The sequence below is a fragment of the Nostoc sp. genome (assembly GCF_035638895.1).
Classification (GTDB): domain Bacteria; phylum Cyanobacteriota; class Cyanobacteriia; order Cyanobacteriales; family Nostocaceae; genus Nostoc.
The window spans coordinates 24,901-51,449 of the sequence record NZ_DASQZC010000158.1 but is presented as its reverse complement, the minus strand read 5'-3'; the positions used below and the strand labels follow the sequence as shown (position 1 = coordinate 51,449).

Here is a 26,549-nt window from a genome sequence, read left to right as displayed (position 1 = left end):
CAGGGAAAAATATATGACAATTGTCAACGCTCGTAATTTATCCTTAGAAGAAGTTCAGCGTCTGTTTGGCTTTCAAGAACAATACAGTGACTCATTTTCTAACTACTTATCTCTAGAACCTTTTACGGAAGCGGAACAGCAAGAACTTCTGCAAATTAGAAATGACTTTCGACGCTATCTTACAGCAGGTAAAGTTTCTGAAGGTCAGGTAAAGTTTCTTGCAGTTGCTCCTTTATTAAGATTAGCTGGTTTTTATCGCTATCCTATCGAAATTGTTTTAGAGGAGAATATTGCTGATATTGAAGTTGAAGATGAAGATATCAAAATTAAAGGAAGATTTGATATTTTAGCTATTAGTAAAGCTAAACATACAAAACCTCAAACATATTTTTGGGTACTGTTAATTGAATCTAAAAATAGTCAAATTGATATTTCAACTGGTTTACCTCAGTTACTCACGTACTCTTATAAAAATTTAGATAATCAAAAATCAATTTGGGGATTAACGGCTAATGGTAGAAGTTATCAATTTGTCTATCTCGAACCAGGAAATCCCCCTATTTATTATCTGTTACCAGAATTAAATTTAATGGAAAGAGAGCGTTCAAGTCAGTTGCTACAAGTTTTAAAAGCAATTTGTCAGCTTTAAAAGTAATTTAACTCTAGCCACCTTGCAAAAATGCTGCTCATCGATGGCAATACCCGCCGCCTTCATCCACTGGGAAGTCCCTTCATCACCACCGTTGCCCACAGGAATGATTGTATTGCCCATCTCTTCTTTTGAGCGATCGCCAGCTGCAAACAAAGGTTAAAAATGCTTTTAATTTTTACTTGGGTTGCCACAATGCAGTCATATAAAGCTTTTCAGCAGCAGATACGGCATTTATAACCTACTTGGTACGGTTTACCACCCTTTGCTTTTTGTAAAGCTAACGTAACATTTATTTATATAAAGCAATATTTGCTTATATAAGCAAACCCAAACAAAAGAGTAATAAAAGCGATGAATCAACCCATTAAATTATCTTTAGAACAAGAATTTAGCCTTAGAACTTTTTCTGATCAAGTGCAACAGATGTCCCGTGAACAAGCTCAAGAGTTTTCGCTGATGCTCTATAAGCAGATGATAATTAGGGAAGCGACTTACCAAGAATTGCTCAAACATCACTGGGAACTTGATTCAGACCCAATCTTAGGCTAAAACAAACCTTGCAAAGCCACTTTAAGCAACGGAGAAGAGAAGGAGTACACAATTGTTTTTTTTGAGGGCAAGGTAATAGAGATTATTTGCTCTAAAAAGAGGAAACTGCCCAATAACAAACAGACTCACAATAACGGTTTTGATGGATTTAAATCATCCCATCCACTCATTTGACTGTGGCGCAAACGACACCAATTGAGCAAACCCATCGTGGCAAGTCTCCTTCACCAATTCCCAATACTTTTTGCAAGATTTTTAACTACCACTTGCTAAACAATCAGTTACATCCGTCAGCGTAGATGGAGGAAAAGTCCAACTTAGGGGTAAACCGAAAGCAGGTGTCACTGGCGAGCTTTGACGTATGAAGCTTTGGTGATGAATTTACCTACGACATTATCCAGCTTGATAACCTTAGTTGAATTCTTTCGTGGGATGTCAAAGTTACAAATAATGCTGCTGTAATCCAGTGTAGCAGTGCCAGCGCTAGAGTTGTAAATGCCGCCACCACGTCCAGACTCGTAACTACCAGAACTAAGTTCGATCCCAAAAGCTTTATTGTGTTTGATAGTGCTATTTCCCACTGTTAGGGTGGCACTATTATAGATGCCAGCGCCAAAGTGTGCTTGATTGCCGCTAATGGTGCTATAGTCCACGGTAACGATTCCTAACGGCTCGTTGTAGATACCGCCACCGTAATCCCTGGCATAGTTATTACTAATGGTACTATTACTTACCGATAGGGTACCCTGATTATAGATTCCACCTCCAGTGGTAGCCTTATTGTGTTTGATAGTACTATTCTCAACTGTAATGCTGCCATATACTAGTACATCTGGACCACGGTAACCCGGAATGATAAAGCCTGGGTTATAGATGGCACCGCCGTATTCCGCATAGTTATTACTGATGCTGCTGTTACTCAGGGTTATAGTGCCTTCGTTGTAGATACCGCCGCCTAAGTAGCCGTGGTTCTTACTGATGAGACTGTTATTCACAGTTATAGTACCGCCGATTGTAGTGCCGCTAACATAGATACCGCCACCGGAGCCGTTTGTACCTGCCGAATTGTCACTAATGAGGCTGTTATTCACCGTTATAGTGCCATCACCCTGATTAAGACTGATACCGTCATAGATACCACCACCGTATTCCGCAGTGTTGCCACTAATGGTACTATTATTTACTGAGAGAGTAACACTGCTGTAGATGCCGCCACCGTTGCTGGCGTTATTGTTACTAATGAGACTGTTACTCACGGTTATAGCACCTTCGTAGCTACCATAGATACCACCACCGTATTCCGCAGTGTTGTCAATGAAGCTACTCCTATCCACTGATAGGATGCCAGAACTGAAGATGCCGCCGCCGCCATAGTAGCTAGACCTGAAGCTGACACTGTTATCACTGATGAGGCTCTTACTCACCGTTATAGTGCCAAACTCGTAACCAAAGATGCCGCCGCCTCCATATTCCGCAGTGTTGGCACGAATGGTACTATTACTCACGGTAACGATGCCTATATTCTGGTTGCCGTTCTCCTTAAAAACATAGTTGTAAATGCCGCCGCCTTCTCTATATGCAGTGTTGTCACTAATGGTGCTTTTATCGACTGATAGAATGCCAGAGCTGAAGATGCCGCCGCCGTTGTTTGTCGCCGAATTGCCAGTGATGGTGCTGTTGCTCACCGATAGGGTGCCTTCATTAAAGATAGCACCGCCGTATTCCGCAGTATTGCCAGTGATGGTAGTGTTGCTCAAGTTAAGGACGCCTTGATTGGAGATGGCACCGCCTCCGCCGGCGTTTTTATAGCTATTGGTAATAGTTAGCCCGTTGATTGCAACAGTTACACCATTGCCAATGTCAAAAACACGGTCAGCACTATTATCACTAACAGTTAGTAAGCCTGGATTTGTGCCTTGAATGGTAAGGTCATCTGTGATACTCAGACTACTACCAGTCAAACTGATGGTATGAGCGAGTCCATCATTAAACAGTCCACCAAAATTGATGATGTCTTTTCCTGCCAAGGCATTGGCATTTAAAATTGCCTGCCGCAGAGAACCTGCATCACTGTTCTTGGTGTTAGTCACGGTAAATATAGACATTGAGGTTACTCCAGTTTTTTAATATAAAAAATTACATTTACTACTTGCTCTCATACCAGACTTTCACCGTATTTGGAAAATCTCTCCCCTCCTATGAGCCACGGTGTACACACAAGTCTGTATAATCCCATCTGAAAATTGCTTTGGTTGCCCTAGTCGTAAAAATAGGGGGAGAAATAGAGTTTCAAGTCGCCCGAAATTTGGGTATTTATGGGGCTAAAAGAGTTGAAACCTTTGCGGCACTTGTGTGTAAATGGTAGCCTCCTATGACCGAGAGAGATTTTAACTTTTCCCCATCTCTATCGAGAAAGGGTTTAGGTTCTTCGTCGGCTTTTTAAATGAGGTAGAAAAGTCAGGTAGTCGCGCGAGCCTGAGCGGCTAAAGTCACTGCCGTTGGCCTTACCACCGATTGGCAAATCAGGTCTTTTGCTTTCAAGTGCCAGCACAGGAAAACATCTCAGTATATGGCTAAAACCTAGATTTTCCTTGGAGTTGTTTGAAGTCAGAAGTGCGAAATTATACCTTTTGGTAACTTTAAAACATCTTTTAAGAGTGTTAATAACGAAAAATAATTTATTATTCGACACTTGGAAATAGGCAACATGCAGATAACTTGATAACAATTAAATACCGAAAAATGATTTATATGTCTATAATTCAAGAAATATCTTCGCATAATCTTTATGTTATCGACTTATAAATGTAAGTAGAGCGGCGTAAATAATTAAAGGTTTGTAGTGATGATTTTAGTTCTCAAACAAGGGCTACATCCCTTGCTCTAAAACATTTTAAGATATTTTGTATTACTTAATATAGTTTGATTTATTCTCGCCTACTTACTGAGATATTATAAGTACTGAGCTTAACGTATTCTTTATATTTTGCTCTTGTCGTTTGCGTAATAACCTGACACTTGGGTTATTAGACAATGCCGCAATTACCTAAGTACAATTAATATTCCTAAGCTGCCGAACGTAGGCAACAATGGATATCTGGCACTAATTTTGTCAAAATCGCTGGTTTGAAAAAGAGCCATAGTCTAAGGCATCATTCCTTTGTAAATTTTCCTTTTTGGGTGACTGATTATCTAGGAAATCAAATCAGTCAGGAAAATCAGTCAAACCTGCGACTACACTTCCTGAAGTCTCAGATGATGACGCATCAACCACGCGGTAGTAATAATTAAGCTAATCGGTATTTAAGCTGCATAATACGAATGTTCCAACAATTTAAAATTCATTATCCGTAAAGGGAACTATGGATGGTAAAAACCTTTTCAACGATGGGTAAAATTCTAACCTCGCTGTATAATCATCTATTTGTGACACTTCTAGTTGAATTGTTTGATGCTCTTTTTCATCAAAAAGTAACTGGATTTGATAATTTGTCCAGAATTGGTCACCTAGTTCATCTTCTAAATCAAAAAGCCGTTGTTCATCACCCCATATATTCGACCAAAGGACTATCTTATTAGCCCGAAAATGATTTTGACCTGTTGTATCTGTAATGACAAAATATGCTTCGACATTTAAATCGAATCCCAAGTCATCGGCCTCTACCTCTGCTATCTGGCAATTAACCATTATCAAGGTATCGGGGTTAACGTTTACTACCTGTTCTTGGCGCTTTAATAATTCTTGTAACACGAAATCAGGCAACAACTGGGAACTCTCCTCAAGTAATTGTTTTTGAGTTTCTGGAGAGTAGCGAGTTTTTAATTCTTGCGTGATTAAGGTTAAAATATCTTCGCTAGCTAAATTGACAATTATCTTTTTATCTACTGGATTAAGGAAACTTCCAATATTCAAATGAATGTGTTTTTTAATTGGCATAATTCTGTAAAATTTTTTAGTGCGCTCAGATAATTGGCAAACAAATTTCAAACGAAGTCAAGGAATAAATGTCACCGATTCTTCAGTTATCTGTTTTTATTATGACATGTATAATAGCAATTGTATTTTTTAAATCATAACTGTAAATGACTGAGATTTGGGAGCCAGAAAATATTCATCCGCTAATCTTTAAAAATGCCATAGTGCTTGACCAAGTAACGGATTGATTGAGTAAGTAACGAATAAATAAACTTTTAATAATGTCTATTTCCTCACTGGTCAAATTTGCAGCCAGACGATCTGCATAGCTTGGTCGATTAGGATTAGCAGTAAATAAACGCTTGATAAAATTATCAGAGATATACAATGGTGTCAAATACTGTTCAACAACCACTTGTACGTAGTGTCCACTTGAAGCAAAAGCGTGACGCAAATCGTCAGTGTCCCAGTTAAGCATGGGATCAGAGGCATCTGTATAAATAGCTTCTTCCGCTAAAACTAATTGCTCATACAATTGGGCATCTAAATTTTGGTTGGGCAGTAAGCGGTAAAACCTTTGGGTATGACGAGGTACTGTCTCACTTAAAATAAGTTTGACTGAGTGCGGGAGCAATTGAGTTAAAATTTGAGCAGCAAGCCCCTTATCCGCTTGAGAGGCTAGTACATTGCGCCCGATAATAGAGTCAAACTGTACATTTGGTGCAAGAGACAGGAGTATCGCAGGTATCTGTGCAACAGATGCAGTAAAAATTATTGGTCGCATCGTTTCAGGAAGTGCCGCAGCTTGTTCATTTAAAGCATTGGCATCAGAGCTATTACGGACACAGGCATAAACTCCACCTTCTGGAACTTGCCGGATTGCTTCCCAAGTAAGTAAACCAGTGGCAGCATTAATATCTAATACTAAATGATGACGTTGTAATTGAGCGAAAGTAAAAATGCGATCGCGCACAGATGCTAATTGTGTACTTACCTGAGAAAGTGTGCGTTGTAACCAGCGCTCATCTGCTCGGTCAACAGTTCCATAAGTCATCACTTCTACTGGTGCAACACCAATACCTTCTACTATTGCAGCAAGTTGAGCTTCTCGACGACGTGCCACTTGTGTTGCGATTTGGTGTTCATAACCTTGGGTTGATGGTTGGTAAAATAATTGACCTTGCAAGCTCTTGGGTAAATATTGCTGTTCTACCCAATGATCTCGGTAAGCGTGAGGATAGAGATAACCCGCCCCATGTCCAAAACCTTTTTTATCCCGATTGCCATCTTTAAGATGAGTGGGAACGGGAGCAACATTTTCAATTTCTACTGCGGCTAAAGCATCAAAAAAGCCCATAATGCTATTGGATTTTGGTGCAGTCGCTAAATAAAGTACCGCCTGCGCCAAATGATAACGTCCTTCCGGCATTCCCACGCGATCAAACGCTTCGGCACAAGCATTCGTAACAACAACTGCTTGAGGGTCAGCTAATCCGACATCTTCGCTGGCAAGAATTAACATCCGACGGAAAATGAAACGCGGGTCTTCACCTGCATAAACCATTTTGGCTAGCCAGTAGAGTGCTGCATCTGGGTCAGAACCTCGTAAGCTCTTGATAAAAGCACTGATGGTATCAAAATGGACATCCCCTTCTTTATCATATAAAACAGCACGTTGCTGAATTGATTCTTCTGCCACTGCTAGGGGAATATGAATAATACCTGTAGCATCCGGGGATGTAGTCTCTACAGCCAGTTGCAAGGCATTTAATAATGAACGAGCATCACCATTGGCAACATTAACTAGATGAGCTAAAGCATCTACGTCAATTTGTACTGTTAACTTGCCATAACCGCGTTCCGAATCAGCTAGTGTTTGCTCAACAATTTTGTATAAATCTTTATCAGTTAATTGCTGAAGTTGAAAAATCCGCGAACGGCTGACAAGTGCTTTATTGACTTCAAAAAAAGGATTTTCGGTGGTAGCACCAATGAGAATGATTGTACCATTCTCTACCCAAGGCAATAGAGCATCTTGTTGAGACTTGTTAAAACGATGGACTTCATCGACAAAAAGAATAGTTCGTTGATTATGAAACTTGCGCTCTTCTTGGGCTTTTTCAATTGCCGATCGAATTTCTTTAACTCCTGAGAGTACAGCATTGATAGCAATGAAGTGAGCGCGGGTCGTGTTGGCAATAACACGCGCTAAAGTAGTCTTGCCAGTCCCTGGTGGCCCAGAAAAGATTAAAGAAGACAGTTGATCTAAACTAATAGCACGCCGCAGTAGCCTTCCTTGTCCGATAATATGCTCTTGACCAATAAATTCATCAAGTGTCCGTGGACGCATCCGAGCCGCCAGGGGTGCTGATTCTTCAGTTATTTTTGCAAGATGCTGGTCAAATAAGTCCATTATTTAATACGTCTTTGGAGGTGGGGTTTTTCGAGCCATAAAAAATTTATGCTTTTTCAAAGTAAAAAACTATAACGATAATTGATATCTAAAAAGAAATTACTGGTTTATTGGGTGTTAGCTGGCATCGTCAGCCTATTGATTGTAAGTGTCTTGGGTGCGATGATTTACTGCTACACACCAATGACGCTAAGGGTATCGACTTCAACAAATACAACTGCGTTAGAAAATTTGGGGCGATCGCTCTAAAATCCAATAGTCACAATGACCCCAATCATTGTGCGACCCGTCGTCATTTTCGGGTTATGGAGAAAACATTGGCTGTAGCGCAGCGAACTTTTATAAATATTGCGTGTCGTCTGCGAAAAACTTATGAGATAGAGCTGAAAACTCAACAGACACTACGCTGTCAAATTATCAAACAGAATTTTTTATAAACTTTTGTAAATAATTGGCTGGTTCTGCATAAAACTTGTGTGCCCAATGTAAGTTATACAGGTACTTGCTTGACGAGTATTAATTGAGGTTTACTTGATCTGGCATTGCGTAAGTATACAAAACTCATGGGAATTATACCAATAATAAGCTTAGTAACCTTTATTACTGGCTTATCAATTTACTTCCTACTGACCTCAAGAGGTCGAATTTTGCTCAAATCTTTGATGACAAAAATAAACTGCCAATGGTGGAGACTTGGCAATGGCTTGCTTAACCAACTAGGAACAAGATTTTCCAAGACTATAGCAATTGCTGTGATTGTTATGGTAGCAGTAATCGCTGGAAATAGTGTATCCGCGCAGGTTACGGGGTCGCCTCCAGTTTCGCTCAAGAGCGTATCGGTTCCAGAACCTGACAATCTTGGAGACTTTGTAAAAAGTAAAGCAGCTGCAATCAAGTTAGGAAAGACTCTTTTTTGGGATATGCAGGTTGGGAGCGACGGACAGACCTCCTGTGCTACTTGCCACTTCCATGCTGGAGCCGACAATAGATCCATAAATCAGATTGCTCCTGGGCTTTTGCGAATTAACGCTGACCGTACAGAGAATCCAGATATAATTTTTAATATAGGCGGCGCGCCAAACTACCAGCTAAGAAAAGAAGATTTTCCCTTTCACAAGCTGTCAAATCCAAATGATTCTACGACTGTGGTATCTGACAATAACGATGTTAGCTCCTCTCAAGGAGTCGCAAATACAAAATTTGTTGGTGTTATACCCGGTAGCTCAAGAGACGTAGAAACAAGTGAGCCAGATCCAGTGTTTAAAGTGGCAGGTATCAATGTGCGCCGCGTCCAGCCGCGTAATACGCCAACCGTAATTAATGCAGCATTCAACTTCCGCAACTTCTGGGATGGAAGGGCACAAGATATCTTTAATGGGGTGAATCCCTTCGGTTTAAGAGACCCTAACGCCTCTGTGGTGAAAGCAGAAAACCCAAATCAGCTTAAATTTGTCAAAGTCAGCCTGAATAATTCGTCTTTGGCTTCCCAGGCGGTCGGCCCACCACTCAGTTCCTTTGAGTCGTCTGCTGATGGTCGCACTTTTCAAGAAATTGGTAATAAGTTTGGTCAAATTGACCTCAGCAAATTTATAGTTGTCAATGGTTCGCTGGAAAATATTCTGTCAATTGGGGGTACAAAGCTCCCCAGAGTCCTGGGGCAAAAGTTGTCTGGACTCACACCACTAGGCAAACAGATTGTGCATCCACAAGACAGCGTTTTAGGTGCAGACAGTGGATATCCTCAACCCGGACTCAAGGATAAAACCTACGAGGATCTGATTAAAGATGCCTTTAAGCCAGAGTGGTGGAACTCTAATCAACTCATCCAAGTTGATGCTGAAGGTAAACGGACTTTTGTCAACAGCGCTGATAACTCTTCCCAAACCAATGAGTACAGGCTGTTAGATTATAACTTCTCGCTATTCTTTGGGCTTGCAGTTCAGTTGTACGAGTCTACACTCATTGCCAACGATACACCCTACGATCGCTTCTTAGAAGGAAACACCACCGCCCTCACCGTCCAGCAACAACGAGGCAAACAACTATTCGAGGGTAAAGCTGCCTGCATCTTCTGCCATAGTGGGTTGGAACTCACCAGCGCCTCGGTTAGCAACGTCAAGAACCAAAGACTTAGAGCCACTACCACCACTCCCAGAACCGTCTCGGACAGAGGTTACTTCAACATCGGTGTTAGACCCACCCTAGAAGATATCGGTGTTGGTGGTGGAGACCCATTTGGTAATCCGCTTTCGGAGTCGGGGGTAGCTGCTTTGGGGAAATTCCCACTACTTCTTGGTTCAAGCCCCAATATTACAGTTACTTCCAATGACACAGTAGTTGCAGACGGACAGTTTAAGACTCCTGGACTACGCAATATAGAACTCACAGCTCCTTACTTCCACAATGGTGGCTATTTGACTTTGCCACAAGTGGTGGACTTCTATAATCGTGGTGGAGATTTCCGCCAGGACGGGGTTCTCCGCCCATTGGGATTAAGCGAATCTGAAAAAGATGACTTGGTGGCTTTCCTGAAAGGACTCACTGATGAGCGAGTTGTCTCTGAGAAAGGGCCCTTTGACCACCCGCAACTGTTCGTTCCTAATGGACATCTAGGTAACTCTATGTATGTTGCCAATGATGGTACTGGCAAAGCTGCCGATAACCTACTAGAAATTCCTGCTGTAGGTAAGAATGGTGGTAAAGGTACTCCAAATTTCCTGAACTAACTAGCAATTTGAGTTCGTTGCTCAGGTATCACAGGGGGAGATAAGCGAAAAAAAAATTACTTCCTTGTCCCCCTGATCTTTGCATACTTACAAACTGACGCTAATTTATCGCCGCTTAATGCGGAGTATGCACTCGAATTTATCTTGTATTTGGTGGAGATTTTTATTTTATTGGTTAACAGTCTCTACATAATATGGTCGCGGTTGGTGAAAACCCTGAAGTGAGGCATCGACTGCCTGAGGTGTTCTTTCTTGATAACCGCTATAACAGGATAGTGAACTTGGGAATTTTATCCAGTAGAGAAGCGATCGCAGTTCCGTATAAGCGATCGCTATAATTAATCCCTAACCACAGGGATTGATTATGACAATTATATTCGTCCCAGTACTTTAACGATTGCAGTGCTAGCCCCCTCATCCCGTCGCTCTTAAGACATAAAAAGTAGGCAATTGTTCTACTTAGCCGCAAGATAACAATCATTTCAGTAAATGAGTGTTTTTACGTTTTCACTCGTAAATGCAAACTACAACGAGTATGTTACCAGCTTCACCTGAAAAAAATGTATTTAGATTCATCTAATGGTAGCCCTTTCTTTGAAAATATGGAGATATTTATTAATTAAGTTTTTTAAGAATTAAATAATTTTCGATTCCTATCTACACCTCTTAATCAATTACTTTAACTCCTTAATAAAAAATCAAACTATTAAAACAAATTAGCACTCAAGGCTTGTTAGTGCTAATTCTTAGCTGAGATTTAGTACTTATTGTATAGATATAAACTCTACTTTTTTTAGATGCTTTAGCTACTTCTTAGACGTTATATTAGAAAAAACTAAAGCTTTACTGCAATCAGGGTAAGCGCATTTCAAACCCTATTGACAGCAAGGCTTTTCAGCATGATTATGATGAGATAAGCAAGTAGTTAAAATCGTCAACATATAATTGTTATCCATAGCGGCTCGATTGGATTTTTGGCGATTACTACGTTTGAACGATTGCTCTAGATTCAAAGCGTTAAGTGCAATTCGCCGCAGCAATGATAAATTTTGCGGGGCATGACCAGTACGGACGCGGCAAGCGTCTTCATTGAAGGTAACATCTAGAGTCCAATGCAGCCCATTTTCAACACTCCAGTGGAGGCGAATTGCTTGTCCTAATTTACGAGCATCGCAATCTAAACTAGTGAGATAAAACTGCACTTCGCGGGTAGTTTTGTTCCATAGATGTCTGACACGTACAACCATAACCACGCATTGAAGTCCAGCCCAATCACTTTGATTGTGTAGAGGTGGTAATTGAGAAACCGGGACACACCAAATTTGCCGTTTTTCAGTACGGTGATGGCCTTTTTCTACTCGTTCGTCATAGCTATGGGTAATTCCTTCAAAACGAAACAGCAATTGTGCAAGAAACCATTCTTTAACTTGTGCATGAAGGGTGGGATGATTAGCTTTAAGTGCTAAAACGTAGTCAGCTTTCGCATTGAAAATTTGAGATGCAATCGCAATTTGTGTACCCATTGCATCAATTGTAATAATACATCCAGCAATATCTAATAGCTCTAACAATGCAGGAATTGCAGTAATTTCATTTGATTTATCAGCCACTTTGACTTGCCCCAAAACAAGGCGATGCTGACTCGACCATGCACTAACTAGGTGCAATGCTGTTTTTCCCAACCCTCTATCATAAGAGCCTTTGAGGGTTTTCCCATCAATAGGGATTACTTGCGCTCCTGTAGTCTCAACTATTGATTCAACCCAACGTCTAAAACATTGCTCAAATACTTTTGGATTAATACGCTCAAAAACTCGCCGAAACGTATCCGCACAAGGTATACCTTCAGGTAATTTTAAAAACTGCTCCAACCACTCGTATTTACTTAAACCATAATTCTCCATGTCCTCCCATCCCTTGGCACCTGCGATGACTGATAGTATGGCAATGATTAAAATATCTGTTAATAAATGCACACGATTTCTTTCTATACGAGGGTCTTTTATTTCGTTAAAAATCGATTCCATCTTTTCTGTTAATGCTGCTGCGTTTGCTATGTTCAAAGTCTTTGAGCATAAGCTACGAGGATTATTAGAAGAGTTGAAACCTGATTTCATGAGACTGACCCTGATGTAAAATAGACGCTTTACTTATTAGCGTACTACTTAACATATTTAATACCCAATTCCAATTTCCTCTGCATTTATGGATCAAATATTCTGTATTTTAAGGTACAAAATTAAATGCGCTTACCCTGCTTTACTGCAATTAATTTAAAATTGGGAGTGGTAGCATGAAATACACTTTTGATATTGTCGGAGTATCTCCACTTTTGCAGTTTTTTAATCACCAACAGCAAAATGGGCAAAAACCACCCCGCCAAGGCGTGGAATACTTGGGAATGCATACCTGTACACTAGATACGTTTCTAGAATCAGTGGAATCAGTTCCAGCAAAGTGGGATTGGAATCTGGATCAAGTGGTAGATACCGTTATTCAGTTTTGGTTGAATAACTCAGACAGCATTCGTTATTGGAAAGTACGTTTAACTGATGCTGGTAAGGATAATTTACTAGTCGCAAGATTGGCGGATATAACCGCCTTACAAGCTGAATTTGAATCCCTACTAAATAAGGAGTGGTGAAGGAAGAGATAGGTAAAATTGAAAAAAAATTTAGGGGTGGAGCAACTCTTGCTCCGCCTTCAGTCAGAATGCACGCTTTTTTCTGTTGTTTTCGTTTTTAAGTGCTTTGAGATATAAATTTTTTAATAGTATTTTTTAAGACGTTTGCGTTCATTTTAACACTGATACAGATTTTACTTACGTGTATGCATCCAAATCATACAAACCCAATATTTGCCAAACTTTCTGCTTGAGCATTGTTATGCCCTGGAAACAATTACAAATTAAGGCTTTGAGATTCATTGCTACCTGAAAATTTCAACTTCAGTAGTCTAAAATATAGCGCTCAGTGTTGACAATTTTTCAAGAATCGAATAACAAGGTGGCAGCAGCATAAAAAAAAAGCGTTAGTGCATTCCTACCTAGAAACTAATTAACGCCCTTCATTAAACTTCATACGGTTAACATAATTATGCCAGAAAATACGGATTACAAAGCTTCTAAATCAGACAATCAAGCTATTGCTTATAAAGAACGCCTTAATTCTTGGGCGATCGCTCGTCTACTTCCTAATACGCAACGGGAGATTGTTGCTCGCTTCCGCAGCCGTTCTGATGCCGAAGGCTATATGCGGCACCTCCCCCAGGAAAAACCAAATGCTTCTTACATGGTTGTTTTTGATTGTCAACGCCAAGAAGCTGTAATTTAAGGTACAAGTATAGGCAATAAACCTATTTTGAAAGAGGGCAGTTTTCTGTAAGCTAGAACTGCCCTCTGCCTTCGTCGATAAAAAATTAAAAATGTGTAGGCGTAGCTCATCAAAGACATCGCTTACAACTCCAGATTTACAATTCACGCTTCACTTAAAAATTCTGGATGTTGTCAATAAGCATATCAACCTTTGTATTTTACGTTTTTAAATCCGAGTTTCCAAGCCAGTAAGCCTTTGCGCGTAGAATGTTAGTAAGCGAGACTCCAATGAATGCTGTTATTGGCATGACTGATCTATTGCTCGATACTGACCTCACACCTGAACAACAAGACTTAGTGGAAACAGTTCACAGTAGCGGAGATGCTTTGCTCATCATCATCAACGACATTCTAGATTTCTCTAAAATTGAGTCGGGCAAACTGGAATTAGAAGAACAGCCTTTTGATTTGAGAGCTTGTGTGGAGCAAGCTAAGCTGTTGCGCCTTTAATTTGCACTAATATTTTTTCAATATGCTTGTGGGGTGGGCATCTTGCCCGCCCTGATTGTGTAAGTTGTATACATAACAGCTTATTTCCCTATTAGCTCATAAAGCTGCCCAAAAGGATATCGAACTAGCTTACTTAATCGAGCCATAAGTTCCTACTCAGATCATCGGCGATATGACACGTCTGCGTCAAGTCTTGATGAATCTTCTCAACAATGCCATTAAATTTACTGAAAATGGAGAAGTGCTTTGAAGATGCAGGTTTATGCTGGCAAATTTGGTAAAGCAGCTTTAGCTCAACTTGCTAAAGGAACGCAGTTTGATATTGCCATTTTAGATATGCAGATGTCGGAAATGGATGGCATAACCCTAGCTCAGAAACTTCCTCTGATTTTAATGATGTCCAGTTTGCTGCCTGTTTGAATAAACCGATCAAACAGTCTCAACTCTACGATGTTATTACCCGTGTTTTGGCAAATCAGCCAATCCCAGACAGTATTTCTCATTTTCCTTGGCTAATCGGCATTTAGCCCATCGACTGCCACTGCGGATTCTTCTGGCAGAAGATACGATTGTCAATCAAAAAGTTGCCCTACTGATGCTCCAGAAAATTGGTTATGTGGCGGATGTCGTAACTAATGGGTTAGAAGTGCTAAAGGCTTTGCAAAAACAGCCATTCGACCTAGTGTTGATGGATGTCCACATGCCCAAAATGGATGGGTTAGAAGCAACTCGAAGAATCTGTCAAGAATGGGGAGTGGGTTTTCGTCCCTATATCATTGCGATAACTGCTAATGCAATGCGGGGCGATCGCGAAGTCTGTCTTGCTGCTGGTATGAATGACTACATTAGCAAACCCATTCAGCTTCAAGAGTTAGCTGAGGCACTTAGCAAATGCCCACCCCAAAAAAGTTCTGAATTCACTTCCAGAGGAGAACAAGGTAAGGTGATGTGCTTAGAATTGCAACCTTCCGCATATATTTTACAATCAGAGCAAAATCAGACATTAAAAACCGCCAAAATCGATGCTAAAATTCTCCAATCTTTGCAGAATATGCTCCGAGGAGATCGTGTGGCATTTGTTGAACTGATTGAGTGTTATCTTACAGACACGGCGAGATTGGTGCAAGATATCAGCACAGCTATCACAACTCAGGATGCCCAGACTCTATTGAACACAGCCCACCAACTTAAGTCTAGCAGTGCTTCTGTTGGAGCGATCGCTCTATCACAGCTTTGCAAGGTGTTAGAAGCACAGGGATACAGCAGTAAATTAGAAAACAGCCTAGAATTAATCTCACAACTATATCAGGAATATGAACAAGTTAAAGCTGCCTTAGAACAAGAAGTTGCGAAGGATGTACCATGAAAGCTGATGCTCAAGAAAGCCAATCTTTAGTTCTAATTGTTGATGATGAACCTTTTATGCGCCTGATATTGCGGCATTTCTTGGAGCGGGAAGGCTATCAAATAGCGGAAGCTCAAAATGGCATAGAGGCAATAAAAGTTTTTAAGCAATTGCATCCTGATATAGTACTTCTTGATGCCATAATGCCAGATATGGATGGGTTCGAGTGTTGCACTCAGTTACAAAATTTTGATTTTAGCAAGTACACTCCAGTTTTAATAGTTACAGGGCTTGAAGATCAAGTGTCAGTTGACCGAGCATTTGCTGTGGGGGCAATGGATTATGTTACCAAACCGATCCACTGGGCAGTTTTGCGACAACGGGTAAAACGCTTAATTGAGCAATCTCAGTTACAGCAAAAACTAGAAGCCGTTAATGTGGAATTGCAGCGATTAGCTACTATCGATGGATTAACTCAAGTAGCTAACCGCCGACGCTTTGAAGAGTATTTTAACCAAGAGTGGCAGCGCATGAAACGGGATAAACGTCCCCTTTCGCTGATTCTTTGCGATGTTGATTTCTTCAAATTATATAACGATACCTATGGTCATCGGATAGGCGATCGCTGTCTTCAAGAAATTGCTAAAGCGCTCAAAGATATTATTAAACGTCCCGGAGATTTAGTTGCCCGTTATGGCGGGGAAGAATTTGCTGTAATTTTACCTAACACAGACACCGAGGGCGCGACTCATGTTGCCGAAAACATTTGTGATGCTGTCCGAAAACTAGCAATTCCTCATAAAAATTCTGAAGTTAGTCCTTATGTTACCCTGAGCGCCGGGTTTACAACAGAAATTCCTCACCCAGATTCTGATCTAGAAGAAATGATTTCCGCCGCAGATCGGGCATTGTATCAAGCAAAAGCAGCAGGACGCGATCGCTTCGTGCAGAATATTCAACTACCCAAAAGTAAAAATTCCTGTTAGTGCGCCAAACTTCACATATTTTCAACGTATCAGCTTTCTATGTTTTGAAAATGCAAACTCAGCTTTAAACTATTCATCCAAGACGGATCAATTAAATGATCGTGTTGCAGCCGACCTACAACAATAGCAGGATTAATACTGATACGTTCCGCAAAATCAATCACATCAGTTTCAGATTTAAGCTTCACTAATTCCCCCTCATACTCAGGTGGGATCAAAAATTCCCGCGACCATTGATCTGCTTGGCGTTCCTGCTCCGATTTCAAACTTTCCCCACTATTCCATTCATCAAGAAAAATATTGTCTTTCTCATGTAATAAAATATGTGCTGCTTCATGGAAAAAATTAAACCAGAAGCGGTCATTCGTTTTACCATAAAGCGAAAGTTGAATCAGTGCCTTATGCGGATTTAACCACCGTGCAACACCACTGACGTGCGCTTTCTTGATTGATGGTATTAAAACAAGCACAACCCCTGCTTCCCAGCACAACTTTTGCATCTGTGGTTTAAACTCCTCTGGCGGTAACACTGTCAAAGTGCGAATTTGCCGCACCGCCTTTTCAAATTTTGGTTTACTGTACTTGGGACAGTCTAGTTGTTCTGCTCTTATTTCGCCCAACCGTAACCAAGTGGAAATAGCACCAACGTCACTTTGCTCTTCGCGTGTACGACGAAAAGCAACTTCCATACCTGCGTAATAATTCTGCCAATCTTCCGGCGAGGCAACACCGAAAAATTGCAGTAACTTTTTTACCAAATCAGGCTTATTCTTAGCAATTAAACGGCACTTAGGAATTACACCTTGGTTCATCAATTCTTTGACTGGTAAATGATCTAACCAAGGCGTCCACTCCTTTAAACGGTTTTCTTCTTCTTTCTTTGCCAAAGCGGCGCGATATTGAGCTTCATATCTGAGCCAGAATGCTGCTGTACTACCCATAACCCGTTCTAGTTTCAGGGCTGTTTCTTCATTGATGGGTGCTTTACCATTGATCAACTGGCTAATATGTTTTGTAGTGTAGCCTAAACGTTCTGCTAATTGTGCTTGTGTCCAGTCACGCTCTTCTAATAAATCAGCAATGGCATCACCGGGAGAAGATACCCAATCTGGTGTAAAGGCACGCGTTGTCTCAGTCATGGTAATCTCCAATGAATTCAATACAAACAGCAGTAACTTTTGACCAATCAATGCTTCCGTCCTCGCTAAGAGGGATGGGGTCATTATCTGGCTTAAATACAAGTCGTTTACCACCTTCTAGGTTTACTGCAAATTCTCCTGCCCTATCTCCTTTTAAGGGATGGGGATGACCTATAACTAATTCCGTGACACAACTAGCAGCACCAAGAATAGCCAACTGGGTTCTCAATTTCTTGGCGCATTTTGCACCCAATTTTCTTTGCGCTAAGTCTTGTTTTTGGCATAGGCTTTGCAGTTTGCCGTTAGCGAAGGTGATTTCCATGCCTTACTACACTAATATAAGTTTACCATTTTGGTAAACAAATTTGTTGTATTTCTAGAAAATCTAGCATATAAACTAATCCGCGACGCTTAAAAATCTACCCCTCGTTTAAGTTCTACACCTTGATTAGCATAGTGTTTATGGCAGTAAACCTCTGAGTGGACGCTAGCCAAGTCGAAGTACGCAGGTGGATTTTGGCAGCGACCAGTAATAATGATTTCGGTGTCGCGGGGTTTGCGGAGTAAAGCTTGGACAATCGGTTCAACGGGGAGTAATTCTAAATCAACGGTGGGATTTAGTTCATCAAGAATAATAGTTTTATATAATCCAGAGGCGATCGCAACTTTAGCGATTTCCCAACCCCTTTCGGCTTCTACATAATCTAATTCTTGTCGGGAATTTCGCCAGACGATCGCATCTCCACCGCAGCGCTGATGATCCACCACTTCTGGATATGACTGCTGTAAGGCAGCGATCGCAGCGTCTTCTGTGTAGCCACTACCACCTTTAAGCCACTGCATAATCAGCACACGGGTAGATCCTGGATGATTGATTCCCCTACCAATAGCTTGTAAGGCTTTGCCCAAAGCACTAGTAGACTTGCCTTTACCAGCACCAGTATAAATTTCAATCCCTTCAAGAAAGAGAGCTTTAGCTGTTGGATGGTGATGAGGTTTCATTTCTGAGTGCAAATCTGCAATATCAAGCAACTTTTGCGGTGCGGCGCGTCCGGTGGCGATGATTTCCAACTCTTGGGGTTTAGATTTTAATGTCTTTACCACTTGATCTACTGGTAGCAAACCCAAATCCAGAACCGGGTTAATTTCATCCAAGACAACAACTGAATATAAACCACTAGCGATCGCACCTTTAGCGACATCCCAACCCCGCGTCGCTTCATCTCGGTCAAAAGTGGTAATTTCCTCATGACCAAAAAATTCGGCTCTCCCAGTGCGAACCTGGTCAATTAAATGAGGAAACCCACGTTGCAAAGCTGCGATCGCGCCATCTTCGTCATAATCACGTTCAGGCCCTTTTAAAAACCGCAGCAGTAAAACGCGGTTAGAATTGCTAGGCATATTTATCCCCAAGCCAATAGAGCGCAAAACCACCCCCAAAGCTGCTTGGGATTTACCTTTACCCACGCCATCGTAGACGTGAATTTGACCAACGAGCCGTTCCTGTCGCACTTGCGCCGTGCGAATACCAATACCGTTCCTTGTCATTTCTCAAAAGCTATAAGTGGCAGTCTTTAATCTTACCTAACGTCTTGTACTCTTAGGTAGAGAAACTGCTCCTCTAACGCATCAGTATAATGTATAAATAATATCAAAAAGGCAATACTAGCACACCAACATAGTAAAGGACAATAACAATCAGATAATTTCCCCCATCACCCTCACTATCCCAGTTATACTCTCTACAGTTAACCCTAACCCTTGACCATTTATGCCTGAAAATTGGATGCTTCCCAGGATTTTTCCTATTGGTGGAATTTTGTTTGACTTTTTATTTGTACTGATTGCCATCCCGATTGAAGCGTATGTTTTGCACAAGCGACTAAAATTTGACAAAAAAACTAGCATTTTTTATGCTATCTCTATGAATCTGTTTTCTAGTGTAATTGGTTGGTTCATATTTTTTGTAGCAGAACCAATGTTGTCGATACAACTGAAATCAGAATTAATTAACTATATGTTTTTTAATAACTTTAAATCAGCGAATACACAAAGTTTATTAATTTTAACTGCTTGTATAATTTTCTTTGCTACTTTTATAATGAAATTTTTCATTTTAAGAGGATTATTACTATCATTGAGTGAACCAGTTGCTAAAAAACAAGATGAGCCTCAAACATCTCAACGGCGGCGATGGCGTAGTTTTAGCACTGCTAAATTACAAAATACCAATTTAGTGATTACTACATTAATAGCGAATTCCCTGAGTTATAGTGCTATAACCATTATTTTAATATTTCGCTCAAAGTAGGAAAAATTTACTTCATTGAAAGGAAGACTATTGATTAATCAAGTGGATGGAATAATATGAATACGCTACTTAAAGATGTATTTGGGGTTTTTAAATTTGCTGAAGGGCTTTATGCAGGAATTAGAAGGGTATTAGTCCCACCCAAAGCTTATTCTTGGCAAACATTTATTTATTTGAGTGTTTTTTCTTGGGTAGTTTCATTTTTTGCTATAGGTTATATAAAAGATATAATTGCCTTTTTCGGTTGGTTATTTTTAATTGCTGGCACAGCTTGGTATACAACTGAAGACCCTTTGAGAGTTCCTGGTACTTTTATGCCAGTCGGGGCAGTGATCACTGGATTTTTGGTGAGTGTTTTTGCATTTGGAAATCAGGAGGATGTAATTACACCAAGAACAATCGTTTTTTGGCCGACAATTTCAGCGCTAATTACGGCTATACCAGAATTTATTGAAGGAAATGATACTGATGCAAAAGCTCGAATTCCTAAACCAGAAGACCGCCAAAGAATCATAATTTTAGTTGCTAGTAGTATGTTGCTAAGTTGCTGGATTCAGTTTCACTTTGTGATGAATAATTGGTTCCAAGAATATCCTAGTTTGCAGGCAGATACTTTTAGAAGTAGTACCGTTGTTGTCAGAACAGAAGAGCGGCTAAAAATTCCCCGAAACGGCGCTATAATTCTAGAGAAACTTCAACCAATAGTAGTAGAAGAAATAGCTGGAAGACCTTGGTCGGAAGTAGAAAAATGGTTGATCCCAAAAAAAGATGTGGAACCTCGGGTAGTAACTCTAGGTACGGAAGTAATTCAAAAGAACTTGGGTAAATATGAAGAAAAGGAACTATGGCGCGTTGAACCGCGTGTAGCTAATGCTAAGTCTGGATATATATTAGATTTATTAAGCATTTGGATGGGCCCGAGTTCTAACCCACGGGGCTATTACTTGAAAAAATCTTGTCGCATTGAACCAGTTGCAGCAACCAGCAACTCAGACAATAAGATTACAATTGCAGAAATTGAATGCGATCGCGGCAGTAAACTTTTTGGTGGAACACCGCCTTTGCAGCAGGGGGAGGAGTAGGGGAGATGAGGGAGCAGGGGGAGAATAACTATTGATTGATTTTTGAGGCATGCCTAATTCCCAATGACAAAGCACAAATAACAAATAACAAATAACAAATGAGTATTAATAGAATTTTTGTATTGGCAAAGAATGTGTTTCAGGAAGTGGTACGCGATCGCATCCTATTTATTATTGGTTTTTATGCGTTGATAATCGCCATTGGTTTCCGTGTCCTTCCGGAATTTGCAGCAATGGCTGAAGACAAAATGTTTTTAGACTTTGGGCTGGCGGCGATGAATGCCATCGGCTTAATTGTGACGATATTTATTGGTACGGGACTGGTTAATAAAGAAATTGAAAAACGCACTATTTTGGTGTTAATTGCTAAACCTGTCAGTCGCAGCGAAATTATCGTCGGCAAATACTTGGGTTTATCCGCAATACTAGCTGTGCTTGTCGCCACAATGACAGCAATTTATCTATTATTTGTACAATTTGGTAACATTTCTCATTCAACGACCAGCATTTTAATTGCTGCAATTTTTTTATTTTTGCAGTTGTCATTAATCACGGCTATGGCTATTACCTTCGGTGTTTTCACTGCTTCTTTACTGGCGACTGTTTTAACCTTTGCGCTATATTTAATCGGAAATATTACTCCAGATTTAGTACAACTTGGTCGTCTGAGCCTCAACCCTGGTATGGAACGTCTAACTCAAGGTTTGTTTCTCATCTTACCAGATTTATCTCGATTAGATTTAAAAAACGATGCCGTTTATGGACTGCAAGCACTACCTGACACAACTGCATTGATTACAAATGCTGGCTATGGCTTACTTTATAGTGCTATGTTGCTAGCGATCGCTATTTTTATCTTCTCACAACGTGAATTTTAGTTATTGGGCAAACAGAAAGTTATTCTCTTCTGACAAATCACAAATGACTAATGACTAATAAGTATCTGAGGTTGCTCAATTGTCCCATCAGGCATGATAGTATCCCACAGCTTCGCATAAATCAGATTTGTCTCCCAAAGGTTTGCCTTATTCAAGTTTGCCTTGGTTAAATTTGCCCATGTCAGGTCTGCACCAGTTAAGTTAGCCTCAGTTAAATTAGCTTCTAGTAATTTTGCTCCACATAACTTTGCTCCTGTGAGATTTGCTCTAACTAAATTAGCTTCAATCAGTGATGCTTCAATTAATTTGGCTTCGCTTAAGTCTGCTTCTCTCAAATCCACATCACATAAAGAAGCACCCCAAAGATTACTACCTGTGAATTTTGCCCGCCATAAGAAAGTTCCACACAAATTTGCTCGTGTTAAATCAGCATTAATCAAATTAGCTTCGCACAAAGATGCTTCATACAAATTAGCTTCGCGTAAGTTAGCTTGCATCAGATTTGCGCCACTTAGATTAGCACGAGTGAGGATACACCCACATAAATTTGCATCACGCAAATCCGCTCCTATGAAGTTAACACCACTTAAATCAATTCCTTTCAAGTCGATTCCACGCAAGTCACATCCACTGAAATCTCGGCGCTGAAAATATTTATTTGTGATTTGACTTAATATAAATTCCTGTTTATCAGCATAATTTTTCATGGTATTCACCTCTGGGTGTAATTTATCTCAAAGGTTGAGTGTGATAGTTACCGTATATTGAGAGTACACCGCAAATGGAGATCAGTTGAGTAAATAATCAGAGATAAATTCCCAAAAAATCGCTAGGAGCTTGAAAATACGCTTTTTAATTAATTTTTAAAACAAAAAATGCTGACATAGGTCAGGAAACATTGATAAGTCAAGTAGAATCAATTAGGTCGGTGAGAATAACTGAAAATCACCATTACTTCTGTCAGCACCCCACCTACACTCTTTAGGTCTGCCGATTTTGGTTTTTTCATCAGGGATTAGCTGTTACCATGCACGACGGGCGTGCAGGGCAAAAATGCGTAGGACTAGCCCGTTGTAAACATCCCTAGCATTACTAGTTGTGCCAATATTGGAACCAAAAACCACGCCCAGAGATTCTATAAACAATAGTAAACCAGGACTCATCATTGATTTAAACTCAAATTAAACAAACCTTAATAATTAATGCAAGTAAGACAAATGCCGTAATAAAAATTGCAGATTAAATCATCCGAAATAAATTTTTTACTATTTGTAGGGCTAGGATATTAGTGTTTTCTGTATCGCTTTAAACTGAACTGTATTGAGATTTAATCACAAATGTCTCCGAACGTAAACTAGGCTGTAAAATCTTTATATGCTAAATTTTAGATGATTGGCATCTGCAATCTTTGTCAGCATTATAAATCTGTATGATTTACTTTCACTTCTAATTAATAAATATCTTTATGAGTAGCTTAGTCTTCTTATTAATTGGGTTAGGGACTTTCTTGTTTGCTTTGAGGACTAAGGAGGAAATTCATCGCATTGCGGCTATGGTAGTTGGGACAATTGTTCTGGTTTGGGGATTTGCTCTGGCTCCTTTGTCATTTCAATTGCTATTTGAGATAATCTCAGTTTTAGCGGCTTTCTTTGTTTGTATGCGATGTTTAGGTTGTGGTTTTAAGCAAGATTGATTTTAACCTTGATAACGTATTAGCTTCTTGACTTTACAGGTCACTTGACTATGACAGTTGATTGTTATTAGTCAATGTCAAAAAAAGCGTAGGTGCAGCCTACGCTTTTTTTTTAGATTACAAAATACAGCTTAAGCAGCAACAGATTCCAACAATTTAATATCAGAGAAGATAAATTCTTGAATAGAAACTTGTCCTGCTGTCTCGGTACGAATCTCTCGACGATTTAGAATAAAATAGTCGCCAACTTTTTCATACTCATCGATAAATTCGCTTCTACCGCCCTTTTGTTCCCCAGTCTTGGGGTCATGGTACACAGAGTCATAGCTGTGGGATAGGTAGCCTTCCCCGGTGTCGTGACTACTAAAAGTGTCAATTGTCACATAAGTACCGTGAATTAGACGGTGAACATGGCATACTTCATTATTGCGGACTTTATATTTATCACCTTCAGCCTTACCACCCATTAAAAGCTCAACCGCACCTGTTTCGTCAGTTTTGCCATAGCTAAAGGTATTGGCGCTGTGGGTATCTTCAAAGCTGCGGCGGATGCGGTGAATTGCTATCTCCCATGCTTGACCATGAATTGCTTTCTGGGCTGGCTCGTCATCTACATCCAAAACTTCGGCTTTCAGATTGGCAGTAATGATAACTTTTCCTGTAAACACTTTATCATCATGCTTAAAGGTAATATTTGCGGTATAACCAGGGAAATTCTTGTCCCAAGTGTAGCGGTTCTCATAAGCAGCCCGGAAAAGTTCCTGAGCAGAGAGTTGTGTAACTGTCATGTGCTTCTCCTAGTCGCTACTGTAATTAGCGTTTTAGTTTCCTTGGTATTAGCATAGAAGTAATTGTTGAGGCTTGGATAGTCCCCAACTGGGTACACTTATGGTTAATTCTCTCCACACCGTATTTGATGCGATCGCCAATGTCCAAAATGAGCAAGAATTAAGGCTAGCTCTCACGGATAAAATTGGTGAGCATTTTGGCGTGCAAAATTGGGGCATTTATTTCCTAAATGAGCAACCAACGGCCCAAATCGATGTTCAAGGCATTCCGGCAGTATGCTTAGAAAGCAATCCAGTCGGGCGCTACGTGGTTGAGCGTCACGCTCCCGCCCATGAACAGTTATTATTATCACCAGGAGACTGGAAGCATTTTTGCTCGCGTTCCGATCACGAACACGTAATGACTGGGCCAATTGTTTGCAATGGTCATCTTGTAGGAACGCTTAACTTGGCTCGTGACAAGGGAAATCCGGCTTTTAATGGCAATGATTTAGCTGATTTGAGTGCCTTATGTATTCATTTATCAGCAAAAATGGCAACTCTACGGACAAAACCAAAAATATCCCATTCTCTTTTAGTAAATCCTCTAACAGCCCGTGAGTTAGAAATTGCCGACTTAGTGGCGCAGGGGTTAACGAACGCAGAAATTGGAGAAAGACTTTGGATTACACAAAATTCCGTCAAACAAGCTTTGAAGAGGATGTTTCGTAAGTTGAAGGTTTCGGCGCGTGCAGAAATGGTAGCAAAGCTACAAGATATACAAGTTTCATAAAAAGATGTAGTTTCCTTAATTTACACGACCATGTAGGTGGGGAGTGGGGAGTGGGGAATATGAAACCACGCTTTTCACGTTATACGGACTTTTTTCAGAAATCGAATCATAGTCTTATAGCCTAAAATAACGATAGGGTTAAGCTAGATTAGCGAAACTCAATATAGCTGCGATCGCTTGGTAAAAAAGCCAACTTTAAATCAATCAGAGTAATAATCAAACTTGATTGTTTGATTGTAAAACTGCCTGAATTAGAAATGAGCGATCGCATGGCTAGTACCGCAAGGCTGAAGTCAAAAGTAAAAATAATTGTATTTTATAGTAGTCCTAAATCATTTGTGAAAATTATATGTCTTTCTTATCTTGTATTAATCTAAATTTTGCAGTAGGGGCGCACAGCTAGCTGTACGCCCCTACTAAAGGACTATATTTTATGCAACTGAGAAAGACTACAATCTACGATCAACAAGGGTAAGCGCGTTACCCAAGTATTAGAATTCGGTAGTTAGACACCAGCGCCCCTATTATTAATCTTTTATTGGCGAAAAGTTATTAGTACTTGCTGCCAATAAGATATCGTAACGCATTTAGCCTCCAACTTTGTTTGAGACATTTTTGGCTGCCTCTGCCGCACTGTCGCCTACATCGCTAGCAGTTTCTTTAGCGCCCTTTACGTATCCACCTCCAAACTCTTTAAAGGCTTCTCCTGACTGTTGCCCAATCTTCTGAAGTCGTTCACCAGGAGAATCTTCGGTTTCACGAGCATCCTTAAACCACTGCCCTACTGTTTTCGGTCTTTCAGCATCATTTTGCTCTACCTGTTGGCGAACTCTCTCCTTTAAGCCTTTGTCATTTGGCCCATCACTAACATTCGTTGTCAGCACTAGAAAACCAACTACGACAACAGCCAAAAAAGATTTTACCTGAAGTCCTTTAAGTAGGGAACTGATGTTAGCAATCGTCCTAGAAATCAAATTTATCATGCCAATTAGCTTTTTTTTGACTACAAATTAAACATTAACTATAGAAAGGTAATTATTCTTCTAGCAAAAGGCATATTTTAATTAGAAAAAAAATATATTTTAAATCTTTGGGAAGAGGTGATTTGTTTGACGCTAATTGGTTATTGCGAGCGTAACACAGTGAAACAAAGCAATCGCAAAGTACAGATGTTGCGATCGCTTCATTTTACAACTCTTAGAAAAGCTAGCACGTTAAGCGATCTATGCCGTTGAATTTACGCTTCATTCACAATTGACTTGTAACGATATTGGTAAATTTGCTTGCATTGGGATGCTCCCTTTTTTTTAATCTACTAAAGAAAATCATTATGTTCAAAAACCTATAACTCCAAGCGATTATCGCTTACAAAAACTCAGAAAAGAGTTCTTAAATATTATTTTTGCAACGCCACCTTACTTTCTAAATACATTTGGCGATCGCATCGCTAAAGCATTAAATGCACAGTTAATTTCT

General features: G+C 40.1%; 28 protein-coding genes. 15 read left to right on the top strand and 13 right to left on the bottom strand.

Translation table 11 applies throughout. The features are described from left to right. Positions 1 to 13: 13 nt before the first annotated feature. Positions 14 to 649, top strand: coding sequence for a restriction endonuclease subunit R (locus VE944_RS07885; protein WP_324974782.1), 636 nt, complete (start codon positions 14 to 16; stop codon positions 647 to 649). On the opposite strand, the gene VE944_RS07880 is transcribed toward VE944_RS07885, so the two are convergent. Next, the gene (locus VE944_RS07880) at positions 626 to 805 is read right to left on the bottom strand and encodes a hypothetical protein (RefSeq protein ID WP_324974779.1); all 180 of its coding nucleotides are present in this window, start codon (positions 803 to 805) and stop codon (positions 626 to 628) included. The two genes, VE944_RS07885 and VE944_RS07880, sit on opposite strands and share 24 nt — an antisense overlap. 198 nt (positions 806 to 1,003) lie before the next feature. Here VE944_RS07880 and VE944_RS07875 point away from each other — a divergent pair, with 198 nt between their 5' ends. Further along, complete coding sequence (locus VE944_RS07875) at positions 1,004 to 1,201, top strand: NblA/ycf18 family protein (protein WP_324974776.1); 198 nt, start codon at positions 1,004 to 1,006, stop codon at positions 1,199 to 1,201. 341 nt (positions 1,202 to 1,542) lie between these two features. Here the strand turns inward: VE944_RS07875 and VE944_RS07865 are convergent, their stop codons facing one another. The 3 genes from VE944_RS07865 to VE944_RS07855 all read right to left on the bottom strand — a co-directional run bounded on the left by VE944_RS07865 (position 1,543) and on the right by VE944_RS07855 (position 7,530). Next, complete coding sequence (locus VE944_RS07865; RefSeq protein ID WP_324974773.1) at positions 1,543 to 3,306, bottom strand: beta strand repeat-containing protein; 1,764 nt, start codon at positions 3,304 to 3,306, stop codon at positions 1,543 to 1,545. A gap of 1,229 nt (positions 3,307 to 4,535) precedes the next feature. Next, positions 4,536 to 5,138: a hypothetical protein gene (locus VE944_RS07860; RefSeq protein ID WP_324974769.1), complete on the bottom strand. Its 603-nt coding sequence runs from the start codon at positions 5,136 to 5,138 to the stop codon at positions 4,536 to 4,538. 175 nt (positions 5,139 to 5,313) lie between these two features. Then, complete coding sequence (locus VE944_RS07855) at positions 5,314 to 7,530, bottom strand: AAA family ATPase (RefSeq protein ID WP_324974767.1); 2,217 nt, start codon at positions 7,528 to 7,530, stop codon at positions 5,314 to 5,316. Between the two features lie 110 nt (positions 7,531 to 7,640). Between VE944_RS07855 and VE944_RS07850 the strand changes: the two genes are divergently transcribed. Both VE944_RS07850 and VE944_RS07845 read left to right on the top strand, forming a co-directional pair. Further along, positions 7,641 to 7,967, top strand: coding sequence for a hypothetical protein (locus VE944_RS07850; RefSeq protein ID WP_324974765.1), 327 nt, complete (start codon positions 7,641 to 7,643; stop codon positions 7,965 to 7,967). Positions 7,968 to 8,192: 225 nt separating this feature from the next. After that, on the top strand, positions 8,193 to 10,256 hold the full coding sequence (locus tag VE944_RS07845) for a cytochrome-c peroxidase (protein ID WP_324974763.1): 2,064 nt from the start codon (positions 8,193 to 8,195) through the stop codon (positions 10,254 to 10,256). A 262-nt stretch (positions 10,257 to 10,518) separates the two neighbouring features. On the opposite strand, the gene VE944_RS07840 is transcribed toward VE944_RS07845, so the two are convergent. Together VE944_RS07840 and VE944_RS07835 are read right to left on the bottom strand one after the other, a co-directional pair. Beyond that, a complete protein-coding gene (locus tag VE944_RS07840; RefSeq protein WP_324974759.1) occupies positions 10,519 to 10,737 on the bottom strand; it encodes a hypothetical protein in 219 nt (72 codons plus the stop codon). Positions 10,738 to 11,131: 394 nt separating this feature from the next. Continuing rightward, complete coding sequence (locus VE944_RS07835) at positions 11,132 to 12,373, bottom strand: ISAs1 family transposase (RefSeq protein ID WP_414690112.1); 1,242 nt, start codon at positions 12,371 to 12,373, stop codon at positions 11,132 to 11,134. A gap of 176 nt (positions 12,374 to 12,549) precedes the next feature. On the opposite strand from VE944_RS07835, the gene VE944_RS07830 reads away from it, so the two are divergent. The 6 genes from VE944_RS07830 (at position 12,550) to VE944_RS07805 (ending at position 16,410) form a co-directional block, all read left to right on the top strand. Continuing rightward, positions 12,550 to 12,900 carry a hypothetical protein gene (locus VE944_RS07830; protein ID WP_324974758.1) on the top strand — a complete coding sequence of 117 codons (351 nt, stop codon included), beginning with the start codon at positions 12,550 to 12,552 and terminating at the stop codon, positions 12,898 to 12,900. 451 nt (positions 12,901 to 13,351) lie between these two features. Then, complete coding sequence (locus tag VE944_RS07825; RefSeq protein WP_324974755.1) at positions 13,352 to 13,588, top strand: hypothetical protein; 237 nt, start codon at positions 13,352 to 13,354, stop codon at positions 13,586 to 13,588. A 269-nt stretch (positions 13,589 to 13,857) separates the two neighbouring features. Then, positions 13,858 to 14,079, top strand: coding sequence for a histidine kinase dimerization/phospho-acceptor domain-containing protein (locus tag VE944_RS07820; RefSeq protein WP_324974752.1), 222 nt, complete (start codon positions 13,858 to 13,860; stop codon positions 14,077 to 14,079). Between the two features lie 252 nt (positions 14,080 to 14,331). Then, positions 14,332 to 14,499: a hypothetical protein gene (locus VE944_RS07815; RefSeq protein ID WP_324974749.1), complete on the top strand. Its 168-nt coding sequence runs from the start codon at positions 14,332 to 14,334 to the stop codon at positions 14,497 to 14,499. Between the two features lie 88 nt (positions 14,500 to 14,587). Then, positions 14,588 to 15,445: a response regulator gene (locus VE944_RS07810; RefSeq protein WP_324974746.1), complete on the top strand. Its 858-nt coding sequence runs from the start codon at positions 14,588 to 14,590 to the stop codon at positions 15,443 to 15,445. Beyond that, positions 15,442 to 16,410, top strand: coding sequence for a GGDEF domain-containing response regulator (locus VE944_RS07805; protein WP_324974743.1), 969 nt, complete (start codon positions 15,442 to 15,444; stop codon positions 16,408 to 16,410). The genes VE944_RS07810 and VE944_RS07805 overlap by 4 nt, the downstream gene beginning before the upstream one ends. A gap of 29 nt (positions 16,411 to 16,439) precedes the next feature. On the opposite strand, the gene VE944_RS07800 is transcribed toward VE944_RS07805, so the two are convergent. The 3 genes from VE944_RS07800 to VE944_RS07790 form a co-directional block, all read right to left on the bottom strand. Continuing rightward, on the bottom strand, positions 16,440 to 17,549 hold the full coding sequence (locus tag VE944_RS07800) for a HigA family addiction module antitoxin (protein ID WP_324974741.1): 1,110 nt from the start codon (positions 17,547 to 17,549) through the stop codon (positions 16,440 to 16,442). Next, positions 17,542 to 17,871 carry a type II toxin-antitoxin system RelE/ParE family toxin gene (locus VE944_RS07795; RefSeq protein ID WP_324974738.1) on the bottom strand — a complete coding sequence of 110 codons (330 nt, stop codon included), beginning with the start codon at positions 17,869 to 17,871 and terminating at the stop codon, positions 17,542 to 17,544. The genes VE944_RS07800 and VE944_RS07795 overlap by 8 nt, the downstream gene beginning before the upstream one ends. Before the next feature lie 89 nt (positions 17,872 to 17,960). Continuing rightward, positions 17,961 to 19,097 carry a cob(I)yrinic acid a,c-diamide adenosyltransferase gene (locus VE944_RS07790; RefSeq protein WP_324974735.1) on the bottom strand — a complete coding sequence of 379 codons (1,137 nt, stop codon included), beginning with the start codon at positions 19,095 to 19,097 and terminating at the stop codon, positions 17,961 to 17,963. A gap of 223 nt (positions 19,098 to 19,320) precedes the next feature. Between VE944_RS07790 and fraC the strand changes: the two genes are divergently transcribed. From fraC to VE944_RS07775, 3 genes are all read left to right on the top strand, one after another. Beyond that, the gene (gene fraC / locus VE944_RS07785) at positions 19,321 to 19,860 is read left to right on the top strand and encodes a filament integrity protein FraC (RefSeq protein ID WP_324974733.1); all 540 of its coding nucleotides are present in this window, start codon (positions 19,321 to 19,323) and stop codon (positions 19,858 to 19,860) included. Between the two features lie 56 nt (positions 19,861 to 19,916). Continuing rightward, positions 19,917 to 20,942 (top strand): septal junction protein FraD, encoded by a 1,026-nt coding sequence (gene fraD, locus VE944_RS07780; RefSeq protein WP_324974731.1) that lies wholly within the window; start codon positions 19,917 to 19,919, stop codon positions 20,940 to 20,942. A gap of 98 nt (positions 20,943 to 21,040) precedes the next feature. Further along, positions 21,041 to 21,820: an ABC transporter permease gene (locus tag VE944_RS07775; protein ID WP_324974728.1), complete on the top strand. Its 780-nt coding sequence runs from the start codon at positions 21,041 to 21,043 to the stop codon at positions 21,818 to 21,820. A gap of 47 nt (positions 21,821 to 21,867) precedes the next feature. Here the strand turns inward: VE944_RS07775 and VE944_RS07770 are convergent, their stop codons facing one another. Beyond that, entirely contained in the window at positions 21,868 to 22,527 is a 660-nt protein-coding gene (locus tag VE944_RS07770; protein ID WP_324974725.1) for a pentapeptide repeat-containing protein, read from the bottom strand. 315 nt (positions 22,528 to 22,842) lie between these two features. Beyond that, positions 22,843 to 22,986, bottom strand: coding sequence for a hypothetical protein (locus VE944_RS07765; RefSeq protein WP_324974723.1), 144 nt, complete (start codon positions 22,984 to 22,986; stop codon positions 22,843 to 22,845). A 299-nt stretch (positions 22,987 to 23,285) separates the two neighbouring features. Here VE944_RS07765 and VE944_RS07760 point away from each other — a divergent pair, with 299 nt between their 5' ends. Continuing rightward, positions 23,286 to 23,513, top strand: a complete 228-nt coding sequence (locus VE944_RS07760) for a hypothetical protein (protein WP_324974721.1) — start codon at positions 23,286 to 23,288, stop codon at positions 23,511 to 23,513. A 131-nt stretch (positions 23,514 to 23,644) separates the two neighbouring features. Here VE944_RS07760 and VE944_RS07755 read toward each other — a convergent pair whose 3' ends face one another. Beyond that, positions 23,645 to 24,301 carry a DUF3386 domain-containing protein gene (locus tag VE944_RS07755; RefSeq protein WP_324974717.1) on the bottom strand — a complete coding sequence of 219 codons (657 nt, stop codon included), beginning with the start codon at positions 24,299 to 24,301 and terminating at the stop codon, positions 23,645 to 23,647. Positions 24,302 to 24,401: 100 nt separating this feature from the next. Between VE944_RS07755 and VE944_RS07750 the strand changes: the two genes are divergently transcribed. Beyond that, on the top strand, positions 24,402 to 25,073 hold the full coding sequence (locus VE944_RS07750; RefSeq protein ID WP_324974714.1) for a LuxR C-terminal-related transcriptional regulator: 672 nt from the start codon (positions 24,402 to 24,404) through the stop codon (positions 25,071 to 25,073). Positions 25,074 to 25,660: 587 nt separating this feature from the next. Here VE944_RS07750 and VE944_RS07745 read toward each other — a convergent pair. After that, complete coding sequence (locus VE944_RS07745) at positions 25,661 to 26,056, bottom strand: hypothetical protein (RefSeq protein WP_324974711.1); 396 nt, start codon at positions 26,054 to 26,056, stop codon at positions 25,661 to 25,663. Positions 26,057 to 26,549: the final 493 nt, after the last annotated feature.